This window comes from Geothrix sp. 21YS21S-2 (genome assembly GCF_030846775.1).
Lineage (GTDB): Bacteria > Acidobacteriota > Holophagae > Holophagales > Holophagaceae > Mesoterricola.
In genome coordinates this window covers 3,367,339-3,385,915 of the sequence record NZ_CP132910.1, presented here as the reverse complement: position 1 = coordinate 3,385,915, position 18,577 = coordinate 3,367,339, and the positions used below count along the sequence as shown (strand labels likewise).

Annotated in this window: 17 protein-coding genes; 13 read left to right on the top strand and 4 right to left on the bottom strand. The window is 69.3% G+C overall.

Features of this window, described 5'->3' with window-relative positions; genetic code table 11:
- Nucleotides 1-2: 2 nt before the first annotated feature.
- The 3 genes from RAH40_RS14885 to RAH40_RS14875 are packed head-to-tail and all read right to left on the bottom strand — an operon-like array spanning nucleotide 3 to nucleotide 3,267.
- Nucleotides 3-1,790, bottom strand: a complete 1,788-nt coding sequence (locus RAH40_RS14885; RefSeq protein WP_306598353.1) for a hypothetical protein — start codon at nucleotides 1,788-1,790, stop codon at nucleotides 3-5.
- Between the two features lie 9 nt (nucleotides 1,791-1,799).
- A complete protein-coding gene (locus RAH40_RS14880; RefSeq protein ID WP_306598352.1) occupies nucleotides 1,800-2,510 on the bottom strand; it encodes a HisA/HisF-related TIM barrel protein in 711 nt (236 codons plus the stop codon).
- 52 nt (nucleotides 2,511-2,562) lie between these two features.
- A complete protein-coding gene (locus RAH40_RS14875) occupies nucleotides 2,563-3,267 on the bottom strand; it encodes a ribonuclease III family protein (protein WP_306598351.1) in 705 nt (234 codons plus the stop codon).
- 154 nt (nucleotides 3,268-3,421) lie between these two features.
- On the opposite strand from RAH40_RS14875, the gene RAH40_RS14870 reads away from it, so the two are divergent.
- From RAH40_RS14870 to RAH40_RS14845, 6 genes are all read left to right on the top strand, one after another.
- Nucleotides 3,422-5,116 (top strand): tetratricopeptide repeat protein, encoded by a 1,695-nt coding sequence (locus RAH40_RS14870; RefSeq protein WP_306598350.1) that lies wholly within the window; start codon nucleotides 3,422-3,424, stop codon nucleotides 5,114-5,116.
- 160 nt (nucleotides 5,117-5,276) lie between these two features.
- Nucleotides 5,277-6,119 (top strand): flagellin, encoded by an 843-nt coding sequence (locus tag RAH40_RS14865; protein WP_306598349.1) that lies wholly within the window; start codon nucleotides 5,277-5,279, stop codon nucleotides 6,117-6,119.
- A gap of 82 nt (nucleotides 6,120-6,201) precedes the next feature.
- The gene (locus RAH40_RS14860; RefSeq protein ID WP_306598347.1) at nucleotides 6,202-6,678 is read left to right on the top strand and encodes a flagellar protein FlaG; all 477 of its coding nucleotides are present in this window, start codon (nucleotides 6,202-6,204) and stop codon (nucleotides 6,676-6,678) included.
- A 39-nt stretch (nucleotides 6,679-6,717) separates the two neighbouring features.
- On the top strand, nucleotides 6,718-8,346 hold the full coding sequence (gene fliD, locus RAH40_RS14855) for a flagellar filament capping protein FliD (protein ID WP_306598346.1): 1,629 nt from the start codon (nucleotides 6,718-6,720) through the stop codon (nucleotides 8,344-8,346).
- Between the two features lie 40 nt (nucleotides 8,347-8,386).
- Nucleotides 8,387-8,815 carry a flagellar export chaperone FliS gene (gene fliS, locus RAH40_RS14850; RefSeq protein ID WP_306598345.1) on the top strand — a complete coding sequence of 143 codons (429 nt, stop codon included), beginning with the start codon at nucleotides 8,387-8,389 and terminating at the stop codon, nucleotides 8,813-8,815.
- Nucleotides 8,812-9,111, top strand: a complete 300-nt coding sequence (locus RAH40_RS14845) for a hypothetical protein (protein WP_306598344.1) — start codon at nucleotides 8,812-8,814, stop codon at nucleotides 9,109-9,111. Before fliS ends, RAH40_RS14845 begins: the two co-directional genes overlap by 4 nt.
- Before the next feature lie 255 nt (nucleotides 9,112-9,366).
- Here the strand turns inward: RAH40_RS14845 and upp are convergent, their stop codons facing one another.
- A complete protein-coding gene (upp, locus tag RAH40_RS14840; RefSeq protein ID WP_306598343.1) occupies nucleotides 9,367-9,993 on the bottom strand; it encodes a uracil phosphoribosyltransferase in 627 nt (208 codons plus the stop codon).
- Nucleotides 9,994-10,205: 212 nt separating this feature from the next.
- On the opposite strand from upp, the gene RAH40_RS14835 reads away from it, so the two are divergent.
- From RAH40_RS14835 to RAH40_RS14805, 7 genes are all read left to right on the top strand, one after another.
- Complete coding sequence (locus tag RAH40_RS14835) at nucleotides 10,206-11,756, top strand: indole-3-glycerol phosphate synthase TrpC (protein ID WP_306598342.1); 1,551 nt, start codon at nucleotides 10,206-10,208, stop codon at nucleotides 11,754-11,756.
- 77 nt (nucleotides 11,757-11,833) lie between these two features.
- On the top strand, nucleotides 11,834-13,117 hold the full coding sequence (gene eno, locus RAH40_RS14830) for a phosphopyruvate hydratase (RefSeq protein WP_306598341.1): 1,284 nt from the start codon (nucleotides 11,834-11,836) through the stop codon (nucleotides 13,115-13,117).
- A 7-nt stretch (nucleotides 13,118-13,124) separates the two neighbouring features.
- Complete coding sequence (locus tag RAH40_RS14825) at nucleotides 13,125-13,433, top strand: septum formation initiator family protein (RefSeq protein ID WP_306598340.1); 309 nt, start codon at nucleotides 13,125-13,127, stop codon at nucleotides 13,431-13,433.
- On the top strand, nucleotides 13,433-14,209 hold the full coding sequence (locus tag RAH40_RS14820) for a hypothetical protein (protein WP_306598339.1): 777 nt from the start codon (nucleotides 13,433-13,435) through the stop codon (nucleotides 14,207-14,209). Before RAH40_RS14825 ends, RAH40_RS14820 begins: the two co-directional genes overlap by 1 nt.
- A 17-nt stretch (nucleotides 14,210-14,226) precedes the next feature.
- Nucleotides 14,227-15,675 carry a tetratricopeptide repeat protein gene (locus tag RAH40_RS14815; protein WP_306598338.1) on the top strand — a complete coding sequence of 483 codons (1,449 nt, stop codon included), beginning with the start codon at nucleotides 14,227-14,229 and terminating at the stop codon, nucleotides 15,673-15,675.
- Nucleotides 15,665-17,119, top strand: a complete 1,455-nt coding sequence (locus RAH40_RS14810; RefSeq protein WP_306598337.1) for a tetratricopeptide repeat-containing glycosyltransferase family protein — start codon at nucleotides 15,665-15,667, stop codon at nucleotides 17,117-17,119. Before RAH40_RS14815 ends, RAH40_RS14810 begins: the two co-directional genes overlap by 11 nt.
- Nucleotides 17,109-18,554 carry a tetratricopeptide repeat-containing glycosyltransferase family protein gene (locus tag RAH40_RS14805; protein ID WP_306598336.1) on the top strand — a complete coding sequence of 482 codons (1,446 nt, stop codon included), beginning with the start codon at nucleotides 17,109-17,111 and terminating at the stop codon, nucleotides 18,552-18,554. The genes RAH40_RS14810 and RAH40_RS14805 overlap by 11 nt, the downstream gene beginning before the upstream one ends.
- Nucleotides 18,555-18,577 lie beyond the last annotated feature (23 nt).

Sequence of the window (18,577 nt, the reverse complement as noted above, 5' to 3'; positions counted from 1 at the left end):
GCTTAGTCCGCCAAGGCCCGGAGGGCCGTGGGCAGGTGCGGGCTCCGGAGCAGGTGCTTCTGCTCGCTGTCCGAGAGGAGGGCCCAGATGCGGGTGGAAGCCTCCCTCGGCGTCTTGGGGTTCAACAGCAGTTCGGTCATCACCGCGGGGTGGGCCATGAGGGCCGCGTGGCCTGCGATGAGCTCAAGGATGGGGCGCGGCGTCTGCTTGTTCCGGGCCAGGCGCAGGAGGATCGTGGGGTCCAGCTGGCGATCGGCCACCAGCAGGCGCAGGGTGTCCTCGTCCTTGAGGACCTCCGCGGGCAGGTGGCGCATGAGCTCCCCGCCCGAGCTGCGCAGGGCGACGATCCGCTGGGGGACCGTCATCTGCTCGTACGAGGCGCGGAGCAGGTCCAGGGCCGCCTTCTTCACGGACAGGTGGGGCACCCGCTGGTCCCGCAGCAGCTCCAGCAGCACCCGGGGCGGGCCTTCCAGGCTCCGGAGCAGGCCGAGCGCGGTGTCCTCGCCCAGATGGACGTTGTGGAGCAGGGCCTCCCGCACGGCGGGGTAGGCGCTCCAGGTGCGGCTGAAGGCCAGGCGCTCGGCGCGGATGCTGTCCAGGTGCGGGATGACCGAGATGAGCTCCCGGGCCGTGAGGCCGGGGTTCTCCAGCGCCACGGTGAACACCTGGGGGTCCGGGTCGCGCAGGGCCGCCACGATCTGGTCCGGCTGGGTGGCCTGGTTGGCCATGAAGACCCGCTCCTCCAGCGAGACCCACCGTCCCTCGGACTGCACCGGGGAAAGACCGCTGGCCTGGTTCGTCCGGCGCCGCTGGAGGCGGTCGAAAAAGATCTTGATGACCCGCAGCATGTTGGGTGCCCTGCGTTTGGCCCAGAAGGTCAGGTACTGGTACTCCGACTCCTCCAACTGGGTGAACAGGCTCACGATGCGGTGCAGATGGCGCCGGTTCTGGCCGCCCCGCTCCAGGAGGGCCACCAGATCCCGGGTGCTGTCCATCTTCCGGCCCATGGCCGCCGGGCAGCGGGGGGCCTCGGCCAGGGCTTCCCGCACGGGGTCCTTGAAGTACCAGCGCGCCTCCTGGTAGATCTCCTCGAACAGCTCCCGTCCGGCCCCGGGCAGGCAGGCCAGGAGGATCTCCTCGGAAAGTGCCGGGTTGCGCAAGGCCGCAGTGCGAACCTCGGGCTCCTCGTCCGCGAGGTACTTCTGGAGGTCCTCCTGGATCAGGGTGGCCTCCGCGGCCGTGGCCCGGTCCTGCTTGGGGATCCGGTAGGGCAGCGGCGAGGGCCCCCGGCCCTGGGGGGGCAGGGTCAGGGCCTCCCAGTCGGCCTCAGCCGGCGGCAGGGGCGGCATCTCCATCGTCGTGCCCGAGGCGTTCACGGGTCTGGCGAGCTGCTTGGCGAGCTGCTTGACGATGGGCTTCAGATCCGGGGGCAGGTCCTGGTAGATGGCCTTAATGGATTCGGAACGCTCGGCCTTCTCGCCCTCCGGGGCGCGCTCCATCTCCCGCATGAGGTCGAACAGCGAAACCGCCATCTCCAGGTCCCGCCGGATGGGCTCGGGCGTGCTCTCGTTGCCGGCCAGGGCGTGGAGCACCGGAGCGTGCACGAGCCAGTGGGGGGTCCGGGCGATGAGGGTGAGCAGCCTCGGGGAGGAGAGGTTGCGCCCGAGGCTCTCGATGAGCTCGATCTGGCGCTCCGAGGGCATCTGGGGGCGTATGAGGGCCAGGTTCCTGAAGTGGAGCCGGTCCGGCTCCGGAAGGCTCAGGACGAAGGGCGCCTCGGGCTCAGCCACACCCCCTCCTCAGCAGCCGGGAAGGGTCAGGGATGCCGTGAGGGCCGCGTCGCCGCGGAGGAGGAGCCCATCGACCGCCAGGCCCTGGATGCCGGAGACTTCGCGGGCCTGGGCCAGGTGGGAGGCGGTCTGGATGCTGCCGCCCATCCAGATGGAGAGGCGCGAGCTCAGGGACAGGGTGCGGGCGGTGGCGAAGTCCGGAACGGCGGGCCGGGTGGCGGGAAGGTCCAGGAAGAGGAGCCGCTTGAAGCCGAAGTCCCCGATGCGGCGGCCCGCGGCCTCGGCGGTCTCGCCGCTGATCCCGCCCCAGCCCGACGGGAGGATCTCGCCGCCGCGGGCGTCCACCGCGGCGGTGAGGTGCTCGCGGAACCGCGCCAGAAGCTGCTCCACCATCACGGGAGAGCGCTGGAGGATGGTCCCCACGGCGAGCCAGGTGGCCCCCTGGTCCAGGAAGTACTGGGCCTGGTCGGAGCTGCGGATGCCCCCGCCCACCTGGATGCAAACCTTCGGGCGGCCCGCGTGGAACTTCTGGATCGCCCGGGAGATGAGCTCGCGGTTGTTGCCCTGGCCCCGCGCCGCGTCCACGTCCACCAGCGCCAGGCGGTGGCAGCCCTGGTCCAGGAGGAAGGCCACCAGGGGCAGGAGGTCGACGCCCTCGCCCTCCCCCACGATGGGGACCGCGCGTCCATTCTGGATGTTCACTGTCGGCAGGATCTTCAAGGGGTCTTCAATCCTCAGTCCATGGTGGTGATGGTAACCGATGCGGACCACTTCAAGAAGGAGGCTTGGGCAGCGCAGCCAGCAGGAGGCGCGCCGCCTCCATCTGCGCCCCCTTCAGGTTCCCCGCCCGGCCCACGGCCTCGAAGCCGCCCACCACGGTCCGCACCGTGAAGGAGGGGGCGTGGTCGGGGCCCTGCCGGTCCAGCAGCTCGTAGACGGGCGGGGGCAGTCCGAGCGCCGCCCCCCGCTCCTGCAGCGTCGTCTTGTGGTCCTTGGCCTCCCAGATCCCCACGTAGGCCGCCCGGATCTGCTCCAGGAAGCGGCCCTCGACGATGGCGAGGACGCCGTCCAGGGGGTTCCCCCCCGCGGCCTGGAGGTCCAGGAACACGGCCGCCAGGAGGGCCTCCATGGCGTCGGCCAGGGCGTTGCGCAGGCTGGCTCCGCCCTTCTTCGGCGACCGGGGACCGGCGACCAGCGTCACGCCGAGATCCAGCGCCCAGGCATGGAGGGCGTCGGTGCAGACCATGAGCCCGCGCAGCTTGGAGAGGGAGCCCTCGGGCCAGGAGGGGTGCTCGCGGTACGCCAGGAGGGACACGCACAGGTCCAGGATGGAGTCCCCCATGAACTCCAGCCGCTGGTTGTCCGGGGACAGCCCGGAGGAGGGCGGGGTCAGGGCCGTGCGCAGCAGCGCCTCGTCCCGGAAGGTGTAGGCGAGCCCCGCCTCCAGCGGGGATGGGGACCTGCCCGTCCGTTTCAATGGCCACCTTCCAAGGGATATTCCCAACCTTTTCCTGGATGGCCCACCGGGAGGCTGCCACCATCGTCATCAATAATAACTGTTGTGCTCGATTCTGGACGCGCCCGGCGGCGGACCTTGCCTATAATGACGTAATTTCACCACCGGAGAACCCGTGACCGAGGCCATCAAGAACCTGCCCGTCCTCATGGGCGCCATGCGCCAGGAGGCCGTGAGCGGCGAACTCATCCTCGAACACAACGACGGGGTGCGCACCCTCTTCATCAGCCGGGGGGAGCTGATCCACCTCAAGAGCGACGTGGCCGGAGAGCAGTTCGGGAACTACCTGCTCCGCCAGGGGATCCTCGACCTCGCCTCCCTCAACGAGCTGCTGGCCAACGACGAGCGCTACCGCATCGGGGAGAAGGTCATCCAGTGGGGCATGATGAACCTCGAGGAGCGGGACCTCCACCTGCAGGCCCTGCAGGAACAGATCATGATCCACGCCCTCGAGCACCCGGTGCTTGCGTGGACGTGGCACGCCGGTCCCATGGAGAAGCGGCTGGAGCAGGACCTGCACTTCAAGCTCCAGCACCGCCACTTCATCTGGAACACCTTCCAGGAGTCCCACTACCTCATGGACCTCCTGACGGTCCTGGACCGGGAGACGGAGTGGCGCTGGGAGGGCCGCCGGGACCTGGTGGAGAGCCTCAGCGACCTGCCCCTCACCCCCGGAACCGCCTATGCGCTCTCCTTCCTGGGCGCCGACCCCATCAGCTTCGAGACCTTCCGTTCCCTCAGCAACCTGGAGGAGGAGGCCGCGGGCCGCTTCATCATCACCCTGTGGGCCCTGGGGGCCCTGGTGTTGTGTGGCGGGACGCTGCCCAGCGTCAGCGGCGAGCCGCCCGAACCCCCGGCGCAGACGCCGGTCACGCCCCACCTTGCCATGCCGCCCCTGCCCCTGAAGGGACCCAAGGAGTTCCCCCTGATCTTCCCGCCGGGCGGAGGCCGCGCCCGGATCCACGTTCCGCCCCCCCTCGAGCCCCCGATCCAGCTGGACCAGGCCGCCCTGCACCCCGAGTTCCTGGACCTTGAACCTGAGCCCAGCCACCCGCTGCCCAGGGCCGAGGATCCCTACGGCCTCTCCGAGCCTTACTCCGACGAGGCCGCGCCGCGCACGCCGCCCCAGCCCCCGGCGCCCATGCCCCGGCTCGATCCCTTCCAGGCGCCGCCTTCCGGCCCCCGGCCGGATCCCTTCGCGCGCCCGGATCCCTTCGCGGCGCAGGCGCCGCCCCCCCAGCCCCACGGGTTCCAGCCCTCCTCCCCCTTCCAGCAGCCGCTCCCGTTGCAGCCGCCCGAGTCCCCGTTCCAGCAGGAGGTCCCCGCCTACGTGCCGCCCCCCCCGCCGCCCCAGCCCCTGGAGGGCTCGGCCCGGGCCAAGAGCCTCGTGCGCAAGGCGCGCCAGCAGGTCCTCATGGACCGCACCGTGGAGGCCATCCGCACCCTGGAGCAGGCCGTGCAGCTGGAGCCCGACCTGGACGTGGCCTACGACGCCTGGCTCATGCTCGGCCAGCTGAGGCTGGCCAACCCCGCCTGGTCGACCCGGTCCATCGACGCGCTCCAGACCGCCTCCAAGCTCCGCCCCCGGGCCGCCGCGCCCTGGGCTTCCATGGGCGAGCTCTACCACCGCAAGGGCTTCGAGGCCAACGCCGCGGCCTGCTACCGGAAGGCCCTGGAACTGGACCCCTCCACCCAGGTGCCGCCCGACGTGGACCTGGACGCCCGGGAATCCGACCCCGTCGCCCCGCCCCAGCCCAAGGGGCTCCTCGGCCGTTTCCGCTCCATCCTCGGGCGGCCGGAAAAATCCTGACCGCCATCATATATCTATGGCCGAAGGGAAATTCGTCCCGGGAGATGGAATAAATTACTAAAGGCCGGAGGTTTTCAGGCCGAATAGAACCTTGCGGGGATACCCCCGAGCCCTAAAACCCGGCGGCACGGATGCCGCCATCAGCATCACGGAGGATGCCATGACTTCCATTCTGAATAACGTTGCAGCCCTGAACGCCAGCCGTCAGCTGGGCATCACCGGTGGCAACCTGCAGCAGACCATCGAGCGTCTCACCACCGGCAAGCGCATCAACAAGGCTTCCGACGACGCCGCCGGCCTGGCCATCGGCAACAAGCTGAACGCCGACATCAAGATCGCCACCCAGGCCCAGCGCAACGCCAACGACGGCGTCTCCTACCTGCAGGTCGCTGACGGCGCCCTGGACTCGGTCACGCAGCTCCTGACCCGCGCCTCCCAGCTGGCCCAGCAGGCCCAGACCGGCACGATCAGCGACTCCAACCGGGCCAACCTGGACGCCGAGTTCCAGAACATCATCAAGACGATGGGCAACATCGGCGTCTCCACCAAGTTCAACGGCGCGGCCATCTTCAGCAGCACCGCCGGCTCCACCACCTCGGTCGCCGTCCAGGCGGGCGACTACGGCTCCCTCACCGTCTCCCTGGGCTCCGTCGCCACCGCCAGCACCGCGGCCCTCGGCCTGGTCTCCAACGGGACCACCGGCGACAACCTCGCCAGCTCCACCGCCGCCGGCAGCGTCGTCAGCAAGCTCGCCGCCGCCCTGGAATCCGTCAGCGGCATGCGCGCCAGCATCGGCGCCAACGAGGCCCAGCTCAACGCCACCTCCGACATCCTCGGTGTCCAGGTGCAGAACTTCACCGCCGCCAGCAGCCAGATCATGGATGCCAACATCGCGGACGAAGTGGTCAACCTCACCAAGTTCCAGATCCTCAACCAGTCCGGAACGAGCGCCCTGGCGAAGTCCAACCAGAGCTCCCAGCAGATCCTGGCCCTCCTTCAGTAAGTACTGACTCCATCGGATAGCTAACATGGGGGGAGGGCCGCAAGGTCCTCCTCCCATGCCCATGGAAATCCAGGAGGAATCCATGTCTGATCCCATCAGTCCCACCGGAAGTCCGGGTCCAAGCCCTCCAGCCGCGGCCTACGCGGCGGCCCAGGCGGAGTCCGTCCAGGGCGCAGTCAGGCCCACCACCACCACCGCCACGCCCACCACCGTCGCCTCCGCTTCCGGCAAGGCCATCCAGGAGGCCGCCGCGACGGCCCAGGCGGCCACCAAGCTGGAACTCTCCACCGCCTCGGGGGTATCCAACAAGCAGGTCTCCCCGGAAATGACCATGGAGGAGGCGGCCCAGGCCTTCCAGTCCTATCTGAAGAGCCTGCCCTCCAACCTCCAGTTCCAGCCCGACTACCAGGCCGGCATCGTCGTGTTCAGGGTCGTCAACCCGGTCACCAACAAGGTGATTCGCCAGCTCCCGCCCGAAGAGGTGGTGCAGCAGGCCCGGAACCTCCGCATGGCCGAGAAGCAGGGTCACTCTGGCATTCTTCTTGATAAGAGTCTCTGAGGCAGCAGTTTTTGCCCCGCACCGGGAAAGGAGGGTCCAGTGGCATCCGGAATCAGCTTCCAAGGCTTGTCGACCAACCTGCCCACCGACCAGCTCATCGCCGCGATCATCAATCAGCAGAGCCAGCCGATGGTCCGGATGCAGACCCAGCAGACCGTCAACAACTCCAAAACGGCCGCCCTGCAGACCCTCTCCACCGACCTGACCAGCCTCTCCATCTCCATGGCCACCCTGGGCACGAGCGGCTTCCAGAGCAACAAGGTGACCAGCACGGACTCCACCGGCGCCTACGTCACCGCCACGGCCAGCGGGGCCGCCCCGGGCCAGTACGACGTCATCGTCAAGAGCCTGGCCACCCGGGCCAGGCTCGTGATGCCCACCACCATGCTCCCCAACGCGGCCATCGGGGTCGGCGACTACACGCTCACGGACATGGACGGCAAAGCCTTCACGGTGACCATCAGCGCCGGCAACGACAGCCTTGCCGGACTGGCGGCGGCCATCAACAACGCCAAGGACGCCAGCGGCACGGCCATCAATGTCAACGCAGCGGTCATCCAGACCGGCGCCGACGGTTCCAGCCAGCTCGTGCTGAGCGCCAACAACACCGGCCAGGGGGCCTCAGGGGCCACCTCCTTCTCCTTCACGGCCCCCGCCGGCAGCACGCTGGGCGCGGGGACGTCGACCTCCCAGGCCGCCACCAACTCCGACTTCATCCTCAACGGGGTGGAGCTCCACCGGTCCTCCAATTCCGTCAGCGACGCGGTGCAGGGCGTCACCTTCAACCTGAACCAGGCCCAGACGGACCTCACCAAGGCCACGACCCTCTCCGTCACCCAGGACCAGGACGCCGCCGCCAAGGCCATGCAGGACGTGGTGGACAAGTTCAACACCTTCTACAACGACTACAAGTCCAAGACCACCTTCACCCAGAACTCGGATGGATCCTATACCAAGGGCCTGTTCAACATGGACATGGGCCTGCGCCAGATGGTGGCCCAGGTCTCCAGCACCCTCATGGGGGCCCCCTCGGGCCTGCCCGGCACGGCCACCTTCACCACCGCGGCGGGCGTGGGCCTCAAGACCAACCAGGACGGCACCATCAGCCTGGACACGACCGCCTTCAAGGCCGCCCTCACCAAGGACCCCGCGGGCGTCAGCAACCTCTTCGCCAACTCCGCCACCTCGACCAGCCCCCTCCTGACGTTCGTCGGATCCGGCAGCAACACGACGAAGTCCCCCATCTCCTTCAACGTGGCCACCGTGAACGGGGTCCTCACCGGCACCTTCCAGAACCAAAAGGCCGACGGGACGACCGAGACGAACACCCTGACCAGCACCGACGGCTACTTCTACGGCGTGAGCGGCACCTCCCTGGAGGGCCTTGTGGTCAAGGCCTCCAGCGGGGCCTCGGGCACCCTCGGCGTCTCCACCGGAATCTCGAGGCTGCTCCAGGACCTGGACACCAGCCTCACCTCCGTGACCTCGGGCAACATCGGCGGCATCATCCAGGACCTGAACGCGTCCAACTATACGCTTTCCCAGCAGATACTCCAGCAGCAGGACTTCCTGGCCCGAAGCAAGGCCAGCCTGGAGAAGCTCTATTCGAACCTCGAAGCCACCGTGGGACAATTGAACGCGGCAGGACAAAGTCTCTCGGGGATCTAGCCATCACCTCCGGAAGACGAAACTCAAGTGGGGGATCCCGATGAACCCGAACTACGGCGGTGCTGTCGCCAACCAGTACCTCATGCAGCAGATCAACGGCGCCACCCCCGAGCACATCATGTTCATGCTCCTGGAAGGGGCCCAGAAGTTCCTCATCCAGGCGGTGGCGGCCATCCGCCGCCGGGACATCGCCACCCGGGCGCGCATGGTGAACCGGGTCTCCTCCATCGTCGAGGAGCTGGCCATCCGCCTCGACCACGAGGGCGGCGGCGAGCTGGTCGTGAACCTCACCCGCATCTACGACTGGTGGCTGAAGGAGCTCTTCGACGCCAGCCAGAAGAACCAGGCCGAGCGCCTCGAGGTCCTGGAGCGCCAGATCGGCGAGATGAAGGCCGCCTGGGCCGAGCTGGACCAGCGCCAGGGCACGGCCCAGCCTCCCGCCTTCTCCCCCCAGGGCATGGTGGGATGAGCGACAGCAGGATAGCGGCTTCGCTGGACGACCTGGAACGGCTCCTGGCGACCCTCATCGACGACCCCGACCCGGCAAAGGTGGCCGCGTGGCACGCCGCCTTCCAGGAGGCCCTGGCCGGCGCCGAGAAGGGCCCCCGGTGGCCCGACATCCTCGCCCGCGCCCAGGAGCTGGGCCGGCGCCTGGAGACCCAGGTGAACCACCTCAACGCCATCCGCGGGGCCGTCCGGGACGAACTCCTGGCCCGCAGCAAGGGCAGCCGGGCCCTGAGCGGCTACAAGCCTGCCCGGGGTTGATTGCCAGGATTTTTTCAATCCTTTTCCATCCCCGTCCATCCCCGGCCAATTGAGGCCTGGGCTCCCGCGGCGCGCCAGAGCGTTGCGCCGCGGGTCGCGTCGGCCCCTTGCCGGGGGTGGACGGGGATGAAAAGGGAAGGAAGCCGGGCTTGGTTCCGGCGCCGGAATGGCCCTGCCCTCACCCTGGAAGGCCCCCAGGAGCCCTCCGGGGAGGCTGCCATGGCATCGGTGCCCGGAAGCCCCCCCCCGGGCTTCCTAGAGCGTCCCGAAGAGGCGGTCCCCGGCGTCGCCGAGGCCCGGGAGGATGTACGCCTTGTCGTTGAGCTCGCGATCCAGCGCGGCGACGAAGATGCGGATGTCGGGGTGGTCCTGCTGGAGGCGGGCGACGCCCTCGGGCGCCGCGAGCACCGAGGCGAGGGTGATGCGCTGGGCGCCGGCGACCTTCAGCTGCCTCACGGCCTCCGAGGCGCTGCCGCCGGTGGCGAGCATCGGGTCGAGGATGAAGACGTACCTCTGGTCGAGGAGGGGCGGGAAGTTGCGGTAGTAGGGCACGGGCACCAGCGAATCGTGGTCGCGGTAGAGGCCGAGGTGCCCGACCTTCGCCGTGGGCAGGAGCTGGAGGAACGGGGGCAGCAGCCCGAGTCCGGCGCGGAGGACGGGTACCACCACGGGATCGAGGGACGTGAGGCGGCGCCCCTGGGTCCGCTCCAGCGGCGTCTCTACGGCGACGGGCTCGGTCGGCAGATGGCGCGTGCACTCCACCGCGAGGATGAGGCCGAGCTCTTCGAGAACCCGCCGGAACAGGATTCCAGGCGTCTTCCGGTCCCTCAGCAGAGAGATCTTGTGGTCGCAAAGTGGGTGGTCGAGAACGGTGGCTTCCATGGGCGCGCTCCTGTATGCCCCTAGTTTGGGGCATCCGGAGCGATTCCGAAAATGGTCCTTCGATGAAAAAATCTCGGGCGCAATCGCGAAAAGAATTCACAATTCTGTTGACCTCTTTAGGAACGCTGGTTTAGTGGTTTGTAGTAAGAACATTCTCATGAGGCTCCTGGTACAAAAACGTGTCTGGAAGCAGTGAGATCCGGGGGTTGTAAATGTTGAAAAAAGTCCAGATATTTAAGGCGCTGGACATCGAGATCAAAAAGCAAAAAGGCCCTGCAGCGGTGAAGGACGCCTACAAGGGGCACCACTCCCTCAAGGAGGAGTTGAGCCAGCCCGGCATTTCCATCATCGCCGAGACCGCCGGAGGCAACCCGCTCCGTGGCCAGGTGAGGGAAGCCTACAGGGCCTCCACCCACGCCAAGAGCCTCGTGGAGAACGGCGCCAGGGCCATCTCGGTCGCCACCGACCGCTTCCTCTTCTTCGGCGAGGACAAGCACCTGTCCGAGGTGCGGTCCGCCGTGAAGGTGCCCCTCATCCGGCACGACTTCATCTTCGAGGAGTACCAGATCGAGGAGAGCAAGATCCTGGGAGCCGACGCCGTGATGCTCATGGCCGCCCTCCTGGAGCCGGACCGCCTCGCGGCCCTCTCGAAGCTCGCCCGGGCCAAGAGCCTGGACGTGATCGTGGAGGTGGCCAGCGAGGCCGACCTGAAGCGGGCCCTGGAGGCCGATGCCGATATCGTGTGTGTGCTGGGCCGTGACCTCGACACATGGGAGCCCCGGTGGGAGGAGGCGCTCACCCTGATGAAGAAGGTCCCTCAGAGCAGATGCCTGCGAATCCTGGAAGCCGGCGTCTGTACCCTCCAGCAGATCCAGCAGCTGGAGGGGATGGGAGTACATGGCGTCATCGTCGGGGACGCCCTGCTGGATGAGTTCTATCCCGGCAAGCGACTGGCGCAGATCCTGGCCGGTGTCGAGGTGATCAAGAAGCCCGTCAAGTCCAAGGGCAAGCAGGAAGCGCAGCAAGGCCCCGCGGCCAAGGGCACCAGGCCCGCCAAGGCCGCGGCGGGTGTCGTCGAAAGCGACAAACCGAAGGCGGGTGGTTCGGTTCCAACCGGCAAACCACAGTCAACCACCCAATCCCCCCAACCCGCCCGCAAGGGCAAAAAGGAGTTCCCAATGGAACACATCAATCAGCCCGACGAGACCACCGCTCCCGTCGAAACGGCCGCCGAGCCGGTCGCCGCCAAGAAGCCGGCCGCCAAGAAGGCCGCCGCCAAGAAGCCCGCGGCGAAGAAGCCCGCCGTGAAGAAGGCCGCGGCCAAGAAGCCCGCCGCCAAGAAGCCCGCGGCCAAGAAGCCCGCCGCCAAGAAGCCCGCGGCCAAGAAGCCCGCCGTGAAGAAGGCCGCCCCCAAGAAGGCCGCCGTGAAGAAGGCCGCCCCCAAGAAGGTCGTCGCCAAGAAGGCCGCCCCCAAGAAGGTCGTCGCCAAGAAGGCCGCCCCCAAGAAGGTCGTCGCCAAGAAGGCCGCCCCCAAGAAGGTCGTCGCCAAGAAGGCCGCCCCCAAGAAGGTCGTCGCCAAGAAGGCCGCCCCCAAGAAGGTCGTCGCCAAGAAGGCCGCTCCCAAGAAGGTCGTCGCCAAGAAGGCCGCCCCCAAGAAGGTCGTCGCCAAGAAGGCCGCCCCCAAGAAGGCCGTCGCCAAGAAGCCGGCCGTCAAGAAGGCCGTCGCCAAGAAGCCGGCCGCCAAGAAGGCCGTCAAGAAGTAATAATGTCCCTACTTTAAGCTAGTTAGGACATTCCTCCCCGTCTTAAACCCCGTACGAAAGCAGACCCGGATAAAGCCATGAAATTGATAGATCGAATTTCCGCCCTCGAAGTCCTGGATAGTCGAGGAAATCCGACGATATTGGCCCGGGTCAGACTGAATGATGGAACCATCGGCCAGGCGATGGTTCCGTCCGGGGCCTCCACCGGCAGCCGCGAGGCCCTCGAACTCCGGGACGGCGACAAGAAGCGCTACCTCGGCAAGGGCGTCCTGGGCGCCGTGCAGGCCATCAACACCGAGATCAACGACGCCCTCGAGGGCATGGATCCCTTCCAGCAGTCCGAACTGGACGAGCTCCTCCTGGACCTGGACGGCACCGAGAACAAGTCCAACCTGGGGGCCAACGCGCTCCTGGGCACCTCCATGGCCATCGCATGCGCCGCGGCCAACGCCTGCGGCCAGCCCCTGTACCGCTACCTGGGCGGCGCCTCGGCCCGCACCCTCCCCGTCCCGATGATGAACATCCTCAACGGCGGGGCCCACGCCGACAACAACGTCGACATCCAGGAGTTCATGATCCTCCCCGTGGGCGCCCCCTCCTTCCGGGAGTGCGTCCGCTGGTGCGCCGAGGTCTACCACAACCTCAAGGGCGTGCTCAAGGCCAAGAAGCTCTCCACGGGCGTGGGCGACGAGGGCGGCTTCGCCCCCAACCTCGGCAGCAACGAGGAGGCCCTCACCCTCATCGAGGAGGCCATCAAGAAGGCCGGCTACAAGCCCGGCAAGGACTTCTACCTGGGCCTGGACTGCGCTTCCAGCGAGTTCTACAAGGACAAGGGCTACGAGATCGACGGGAGCCGGAAGACCGGGCCCCAGCTCGTGGACTACTACGCGGGCCTCGTGGACCGGCACCCGGTCCTCACCATCGAGGACGGCTGCGACGAGAGCGACTGGAAGAACTGGAAGCTCCTCACCACCAAGCTCGCCGACAAGATCCAGCTGGTGGGCGACGATCTCTTCGTCACCAACCCGGCCATCCTTGCCCGGGGCATCAAGGAGGGCATCTCCAACGCCATCCTCATCAAGCTCAACCAGATCGGCACCGTCACCGAGACCCTGAAGGCCGTGGACATGGCCCACAAGGCCGGCTTCCGCGCCGTCATCAGCCACCGCTCCGGCGAGACCGAGGACACCTTCATCGCCGACCTGGTGGTCGCCACCGGGGCCGGGCAGCTGAAGACCGGCGCCCCCTGCCGCTCCGACCGGGTGGCCAAGTACAACCGCCTTCTCCAGATCGAATGGGAGCTGGGCGCCGCCGCGCGCTACGCGGGGGCGGAAGCCTTCGGCGCCTTCGTCGGCAAATAGGACCCCCATGAACACGTCGCTCCTCCTGAAGTCCAGCACGCTCTGGGGCGTCCTGGCCTTCTCGGGGCTGGCGTCCACGGGGATCCTGCTCTTCTCGCCCAGCGGCATCGGGAGCCTCCACAAGCGCCAGGCCGAGCTCCTCGACCAGCAGCGCCAGCTCCTGAAGATGCGCAGGGCCAACCTCGAACTGGGCGAGGAGGTCAAGCGGCTCGCCGCCCGGGACCCCGAGCTCTACGAGGCCCTGGCCCGCCAGCAGGGCCTCGCCCGCCCCGGCGAGACCATCTACACCTTCCGCGAGCGGGGCGCCCGGCGCTGATGTTCACCGTCGCCTCCGCTTCGGGCAACACCTTCGCCTACGCCTGGGACGAGCTCCCGCCCGGGGGCGACGGCCCCGCGTGGGCCCGCGCCCTCTGCCCCGGCCGGAAGCTGGACGGCCTCTTCCTCCTGGCCCGGCCCCTCCCGGGCCGGCCCTGGGGCATGGAGCACTGGGACGCCGACGGCGCCGCCACCTTCTGCTCCAACGGCACCCGCGCGGCCCTGGCCCTTCCCGGCGCCCCCCCGGGCAGCGAGATCGCCGTGGTCTCCAGCGGCGAGCCGGTCCGCCTCCGCCGCGAAGGCGACGCGGTGGCGATCCTCATGCCGTCGGGCCCCGGCACCGGGTTCCGCCCCTTCCCCGCCCCCCTCGAAGGCCCCCACGCCTTCGGCTGGGTGGGCAACCCGCAGCTGGTCCTGGAGCGTCCCGGCGTGGCGACCCTCGACCTGGGCCTCCTGGCCGTGCCCCTGCGGCGCCACCCGGCCCTTCCGGGTGGCACCAACGTCAACGTCCTCGAGGTGCTCGGGCCCGGAGCGGCCCGCATCCGCAGCTGGGAGCGCGGGGTGGAGGGCGAGACCCTCTGCTGCGGCACGGGGTGCGCGGTGGCCGGAGCCTGGCTGGCGCGGCGCACCGGCATCCGCACCTGGCGCCTCCTGCCCCGGGGCGGGGAGGTCACCGTGACCGCCAGCCCCGAGGGCGAAGGCTGGCGCGAGCTCTGGCTCTCGGGGCCCGTGGCCGTGATGGGGGCCTTCGCCGCCGACCCTTCGTTGCTATCCTGAAGCCCGGAGGCGCCCCCATGGAGGAACCCAGGCCGGAAATCATCTCCTGGCTCCAGGAGGCCCTGGCCAAACAGCGTTCCGGCAACCTGGGCGGGGCCCTGCTGACCTACAGGCGGGTCATCAGCCGGGATCCCTCCCTGGCCGACGCCTGGTGCAACATGGGGTCCATCCTCCACGCCCTCGGGCGCGACGAGGAGGCCCTGGAGGCCTGCCGCAGATCCCTGGACCTGGTCCCCGCCAACCCCGCGGCCCACACAGGCCTGGGCAGCGTCCTGGACGCCACGGGGGACCTGGAGGGCGCCCTGGGCCACTTCCGCCAGGCCCTGGCCCTCGACCCCGGGAACCTCGTGGCCACCTCCAACCAGGCTGGCGTCCTGGCCCGCCTGGGGCGCCTGGACGAGGCCCTTGAGGCCGACCGCGCCGCCCGGGCCATGCGCCCGGAAAGCCCGGAGCTGAATCTCAACCTGGGCTTCACCCTCATGCGCCTGGGCCGGTTCGGGGAGGCCGAGGCCCTGCTCCTGGAGTCCCTCCGCCTGGACCCGGGCATGCCCAAGGCCCGGTGGAACCTCGCCTACCTGCGCCTCCTCCAGGGCCGCTACCGGGAGGCCTGGCCCGACTTCCACGCGAGGCTCGACGTGCCCCAGGGCATGGACAACCAGCGCGGGTTCCACGAGCCGGCCTGGGACGGGGGCCCCTTCCCCGGAAGGACGCTCCTGGTCTGGGTGGAGCAGGGCCTGGGCGACACCCTGCAGTTCGCGCGGTACCTGCCCATGGCCCGGGCCCTGGGCGGCCGCGTCCTGTTCCAGACGTACGCCTGCCTCATGGGCCTGCTCGGGGCCGTCCCCGGCGCGGACCAGGTGCTGGCCGAGGACGACGAACTCCCCCCCTTCGACCTCCACGCGCCCCTCCTGGACCTGCCCGCGATCTTCGGGAGCACGCCGGGGGACCTGCCGCCCCCCGCGCCCATGGGCCCCCCGGCGGGCCACGTCCCCCCGGAGGCCCTTCGCCTGAAGCTCCAGGGCCCCGGGCTCAAGGCCGGGCTCGTGTGGGCCGGCAGCCCCGCCCACAAGGACGACGCCCGCCGCAGCCTGGACCCGGCGCTCCTGGCGCCCCTTGCCGCGGTGCCCGGCACCCGCTGGCTGAGCCTGCAGATGGACCCCCGCGCCTTGCCGCCCCTGCCGGGCCTGGCCGACCTGGCCGCCGAGTTCAGGAACTTCTCCGACACCGCGTGGGCCCTGGCCCAGCTGGACCTCGTGGTCACGGTGGACACCGCCGTGGCCCACCTGGCCGGATCCATGGGCGTGCGGACGCACCTGCTCCTGCCCTTCTTCCCCGACTGGCGGTGGCTCATGTCGGGTTCGGCCTGCCCGTGGTACCCCTCCGTGCGGATCCACCGGCAGCCTTCCCCCGGCGCCTGGGCCCCGGTCCTCGCCAACCTCGCCCGGGAGCTCGCCGATGGATCCTGAAACCCAGGCCAGCCTCCAGGAAGCGAGGCGGCTCGACCGGGAGGGACAGCCCGGCCGCGCGGCCCTGGCCTACAAGCTGGTCCTCCGCACGGATCCGGGATGCCTGGAGGCCAAGGTCGACCTCGCCGGCCTCCTGCTCCAGATGGGACGCTACCCCGAGGCCCTGGACCTCTGCACCGAGGCCCTGGAGGCCCGGCCCGGACACCGGGGCGCTTTGCAGAACCTCGCCGGGACGCTCCTGGCCCTGGAGCGCTACGACGATGCCGAGCGCCACTGCCGGGGCCTGCTCCAGCTCGATCCCCGCTGCGCATGGGCCTGCCAGGGCCTCGGCCTCTGCGCGGCGGCGCGCGGGGAGACCCTCGAGGCCGAGGCCCTGTTCCGGAAGGCCCGGGAGTTCGATCCGGAGGATCCCGGAATCCGCATCGCCCTTCTGCGGTCCCTGTACCAGCGGAGGGCCTGGTCCGAAGTCCGGCCCCTGTGGCTGGAGGTCATCGAACGGACCATGGAGGGCCCCTTGGCGCTCTTCGAGAAGGCCATCCTCCATCTCACCTACGGGAACCTGGAAGAGGGCTGGACCTGCTACGAAAGCCGCTTCACCCCGCCGAACCGCGCGGCGCCGAGGCTCGAACCGACGGTGCCCCTCTGGGACGGCTCCCCCTTCGAGGGCAGGACCCTCCTCCTCCACTACGAGCAGGGTTTCGGCGACACCCTCATGTGCATCCGCTATGCCTCGCTGGCCCGGGCCAAGGGCGGGCGGGTGGCGGCCCTGGTCCAGCCCGAGCTCCTGCCGGTGCTCCGATCGTGCCCGGGCGTGGACCACTGGTTCACCCTCGCCGATCCCGTTCCTCCCTTCGACCTCCACCTGCCGCTCATGTCCCTCCCCCGGGTCTTCGGCACCCGCCTGGCGTCCATTCCGGCCCCCATCCCCTACCTCCGGGCACCCCGGGGGGCCTCCCCGGCGGACGGCGCCGTCGAGCCTTCGCCCAACCTGAAGGTCGGCCTGGTGTGGGCCGGGAACCGGATCCACACCCTCGACTTCCTCAGGACCCTGCCCCTCACCGGGCTGGAAGCCCTGGCCGGAGTCCCCGGCGTGGACTGGTACGGCCTGCAGGTCGGCTACGAGGGCGGCCTCCCCTTCGAGGGGTTGCGCGACCTGGCGCCACGGCTGCGGGACTTCGGGGATACGGCGCGCGTCCTGGAGCAGCTGGACCTCCTGGTCACCGTGGACACCGCCGTGGCCCACCTCGCCGGCGCCATGGGCCTCCCCGTCTGGTTGATGCTTCCGCTCCTGCCGGATTGGCGCTGGCTTCTCGAAGGGGAGGACACCCCCTGGTACCCCACCCTGCGCCTGTTCCGTCAGCAGAACGGTAGCCGGTGGGATGATGTGGTGGCGAGAATCGTAGAATCCCTCAACCGCCTCGCGAGCGAACGCCATGGATCCTGATTCCGCCCTCAAGGAAGCGCGCCGCCTGGACCGGGAGGGGGCGTCCGGCAGGGCCGTTCTCGCCTACAAGCTCCTGCTCCGCACCGATCCCGGGCGCATCGACGTCAAGGTCGACCTCTCCAGCCTCCTGGTCCGCCTGGGCCGGCACGAGGAGGCCCTCGCCCTCGGCAGGGAGGTCCTGGAGGCCTGTCCCCGCCATCCGGCGGCCCTCCAGAACGTCGCCGGCGCCTGCCTGGGCCTTGGGCGCTACGCCCAAGCCCAGGCCTACGCCAGCGCCCTCCTCGAGCTGGAACCCGGGAACGCCTCCGGCCACCTGGCCCTGGGCCTGAGCCTCGCCGGTCAGGGCGCCTCGGCGGACGACCATTTCCGCAGGGCCAGGGCCCTGGATCCCCGGGATCCCGGGATCCGCCACTACCTCATCGACCAGCTGCTCCCGCGCAGGGCCTGGGCCGAACTCCTGCCCCTGTGGAAGGAAGTGATCGACCAGGAGATGACCGGGCCCAAGGCCCGCATGGAGATGGCCTTCCTCCAGCTCACGTACGGCAACTTCCAGGAGGGCTGGGACGGCTATGAAAGCCGCTTCGAGCCTCCCAACGAGGTCTTCCCCCGGGTCGAGACCCCGGCGCCCCTGTGGGACGGCTCCCCCTTCCCGGGGCGGACCCTGCTCCTTCATTACGAGCAGGGCTTCGGCGACACGCTGATGTTCATCCGCTACGCGGCCCGGATCCGGGCCCTCGGCGGCCGGGTGGCGGCCCTGGTCCAGCCCCAGCTCGTCTCCGTCCTGGCGTCGGTCCAGGGGGTGGACACCTGGTTCACCCTCGCGGACCCCGTGCCGCGCTATGACCTCCACCTGCCCCTGCTCTCCGTCCCCCGGGTGCTGGGCACGCGCCTGGACTCCATTCCCGCCGAAGTGCCCTACGTCTTCGCGCCCCCCGAGCCCTCCCCCGCGTCCGACGCGGTGCTCCCCTCCCCGAACCTGAAGGTGGGCCTCGTGTGGGCCGGAACCCGGGACCATTCCCTGGATGCCCTGCGCACCCTGCCCCTCGCCAGCCTGGAAGCCCTCGGCCGGGTCCCCGGCGTGGACTGGTACAGCCTCCAGGTGGGCTACGAGGGCGGCCTCCCCTTCGACAACCTGCGCGACCTGGCCCCGCTGTTGCGGGACTTCGGCGACACGGCCCGCGTCCTGGCGAAGCTCGACCTCCTGATCACGGTGGATACCGCCGTGGCCCACCTGGCGGGCGCCATGGGGGTGCCCGCCTGGCTTCTCCTGCCTCTGGTGCCGGACTGGCGCTGGCTCCTGGACCGGGAGGATTCCCCCTGGTACCCGACCTTCCGCCTTTTCCGCCAGCTGGACGGCCACACCTGGGACGGCGTGCTGGCCCGGGTCGAGGAATCCCTTAACGACCTAATGAACACCCGCCGTGGAACCTGCTAGACTTTTCGTTGTTCCACGCAGAG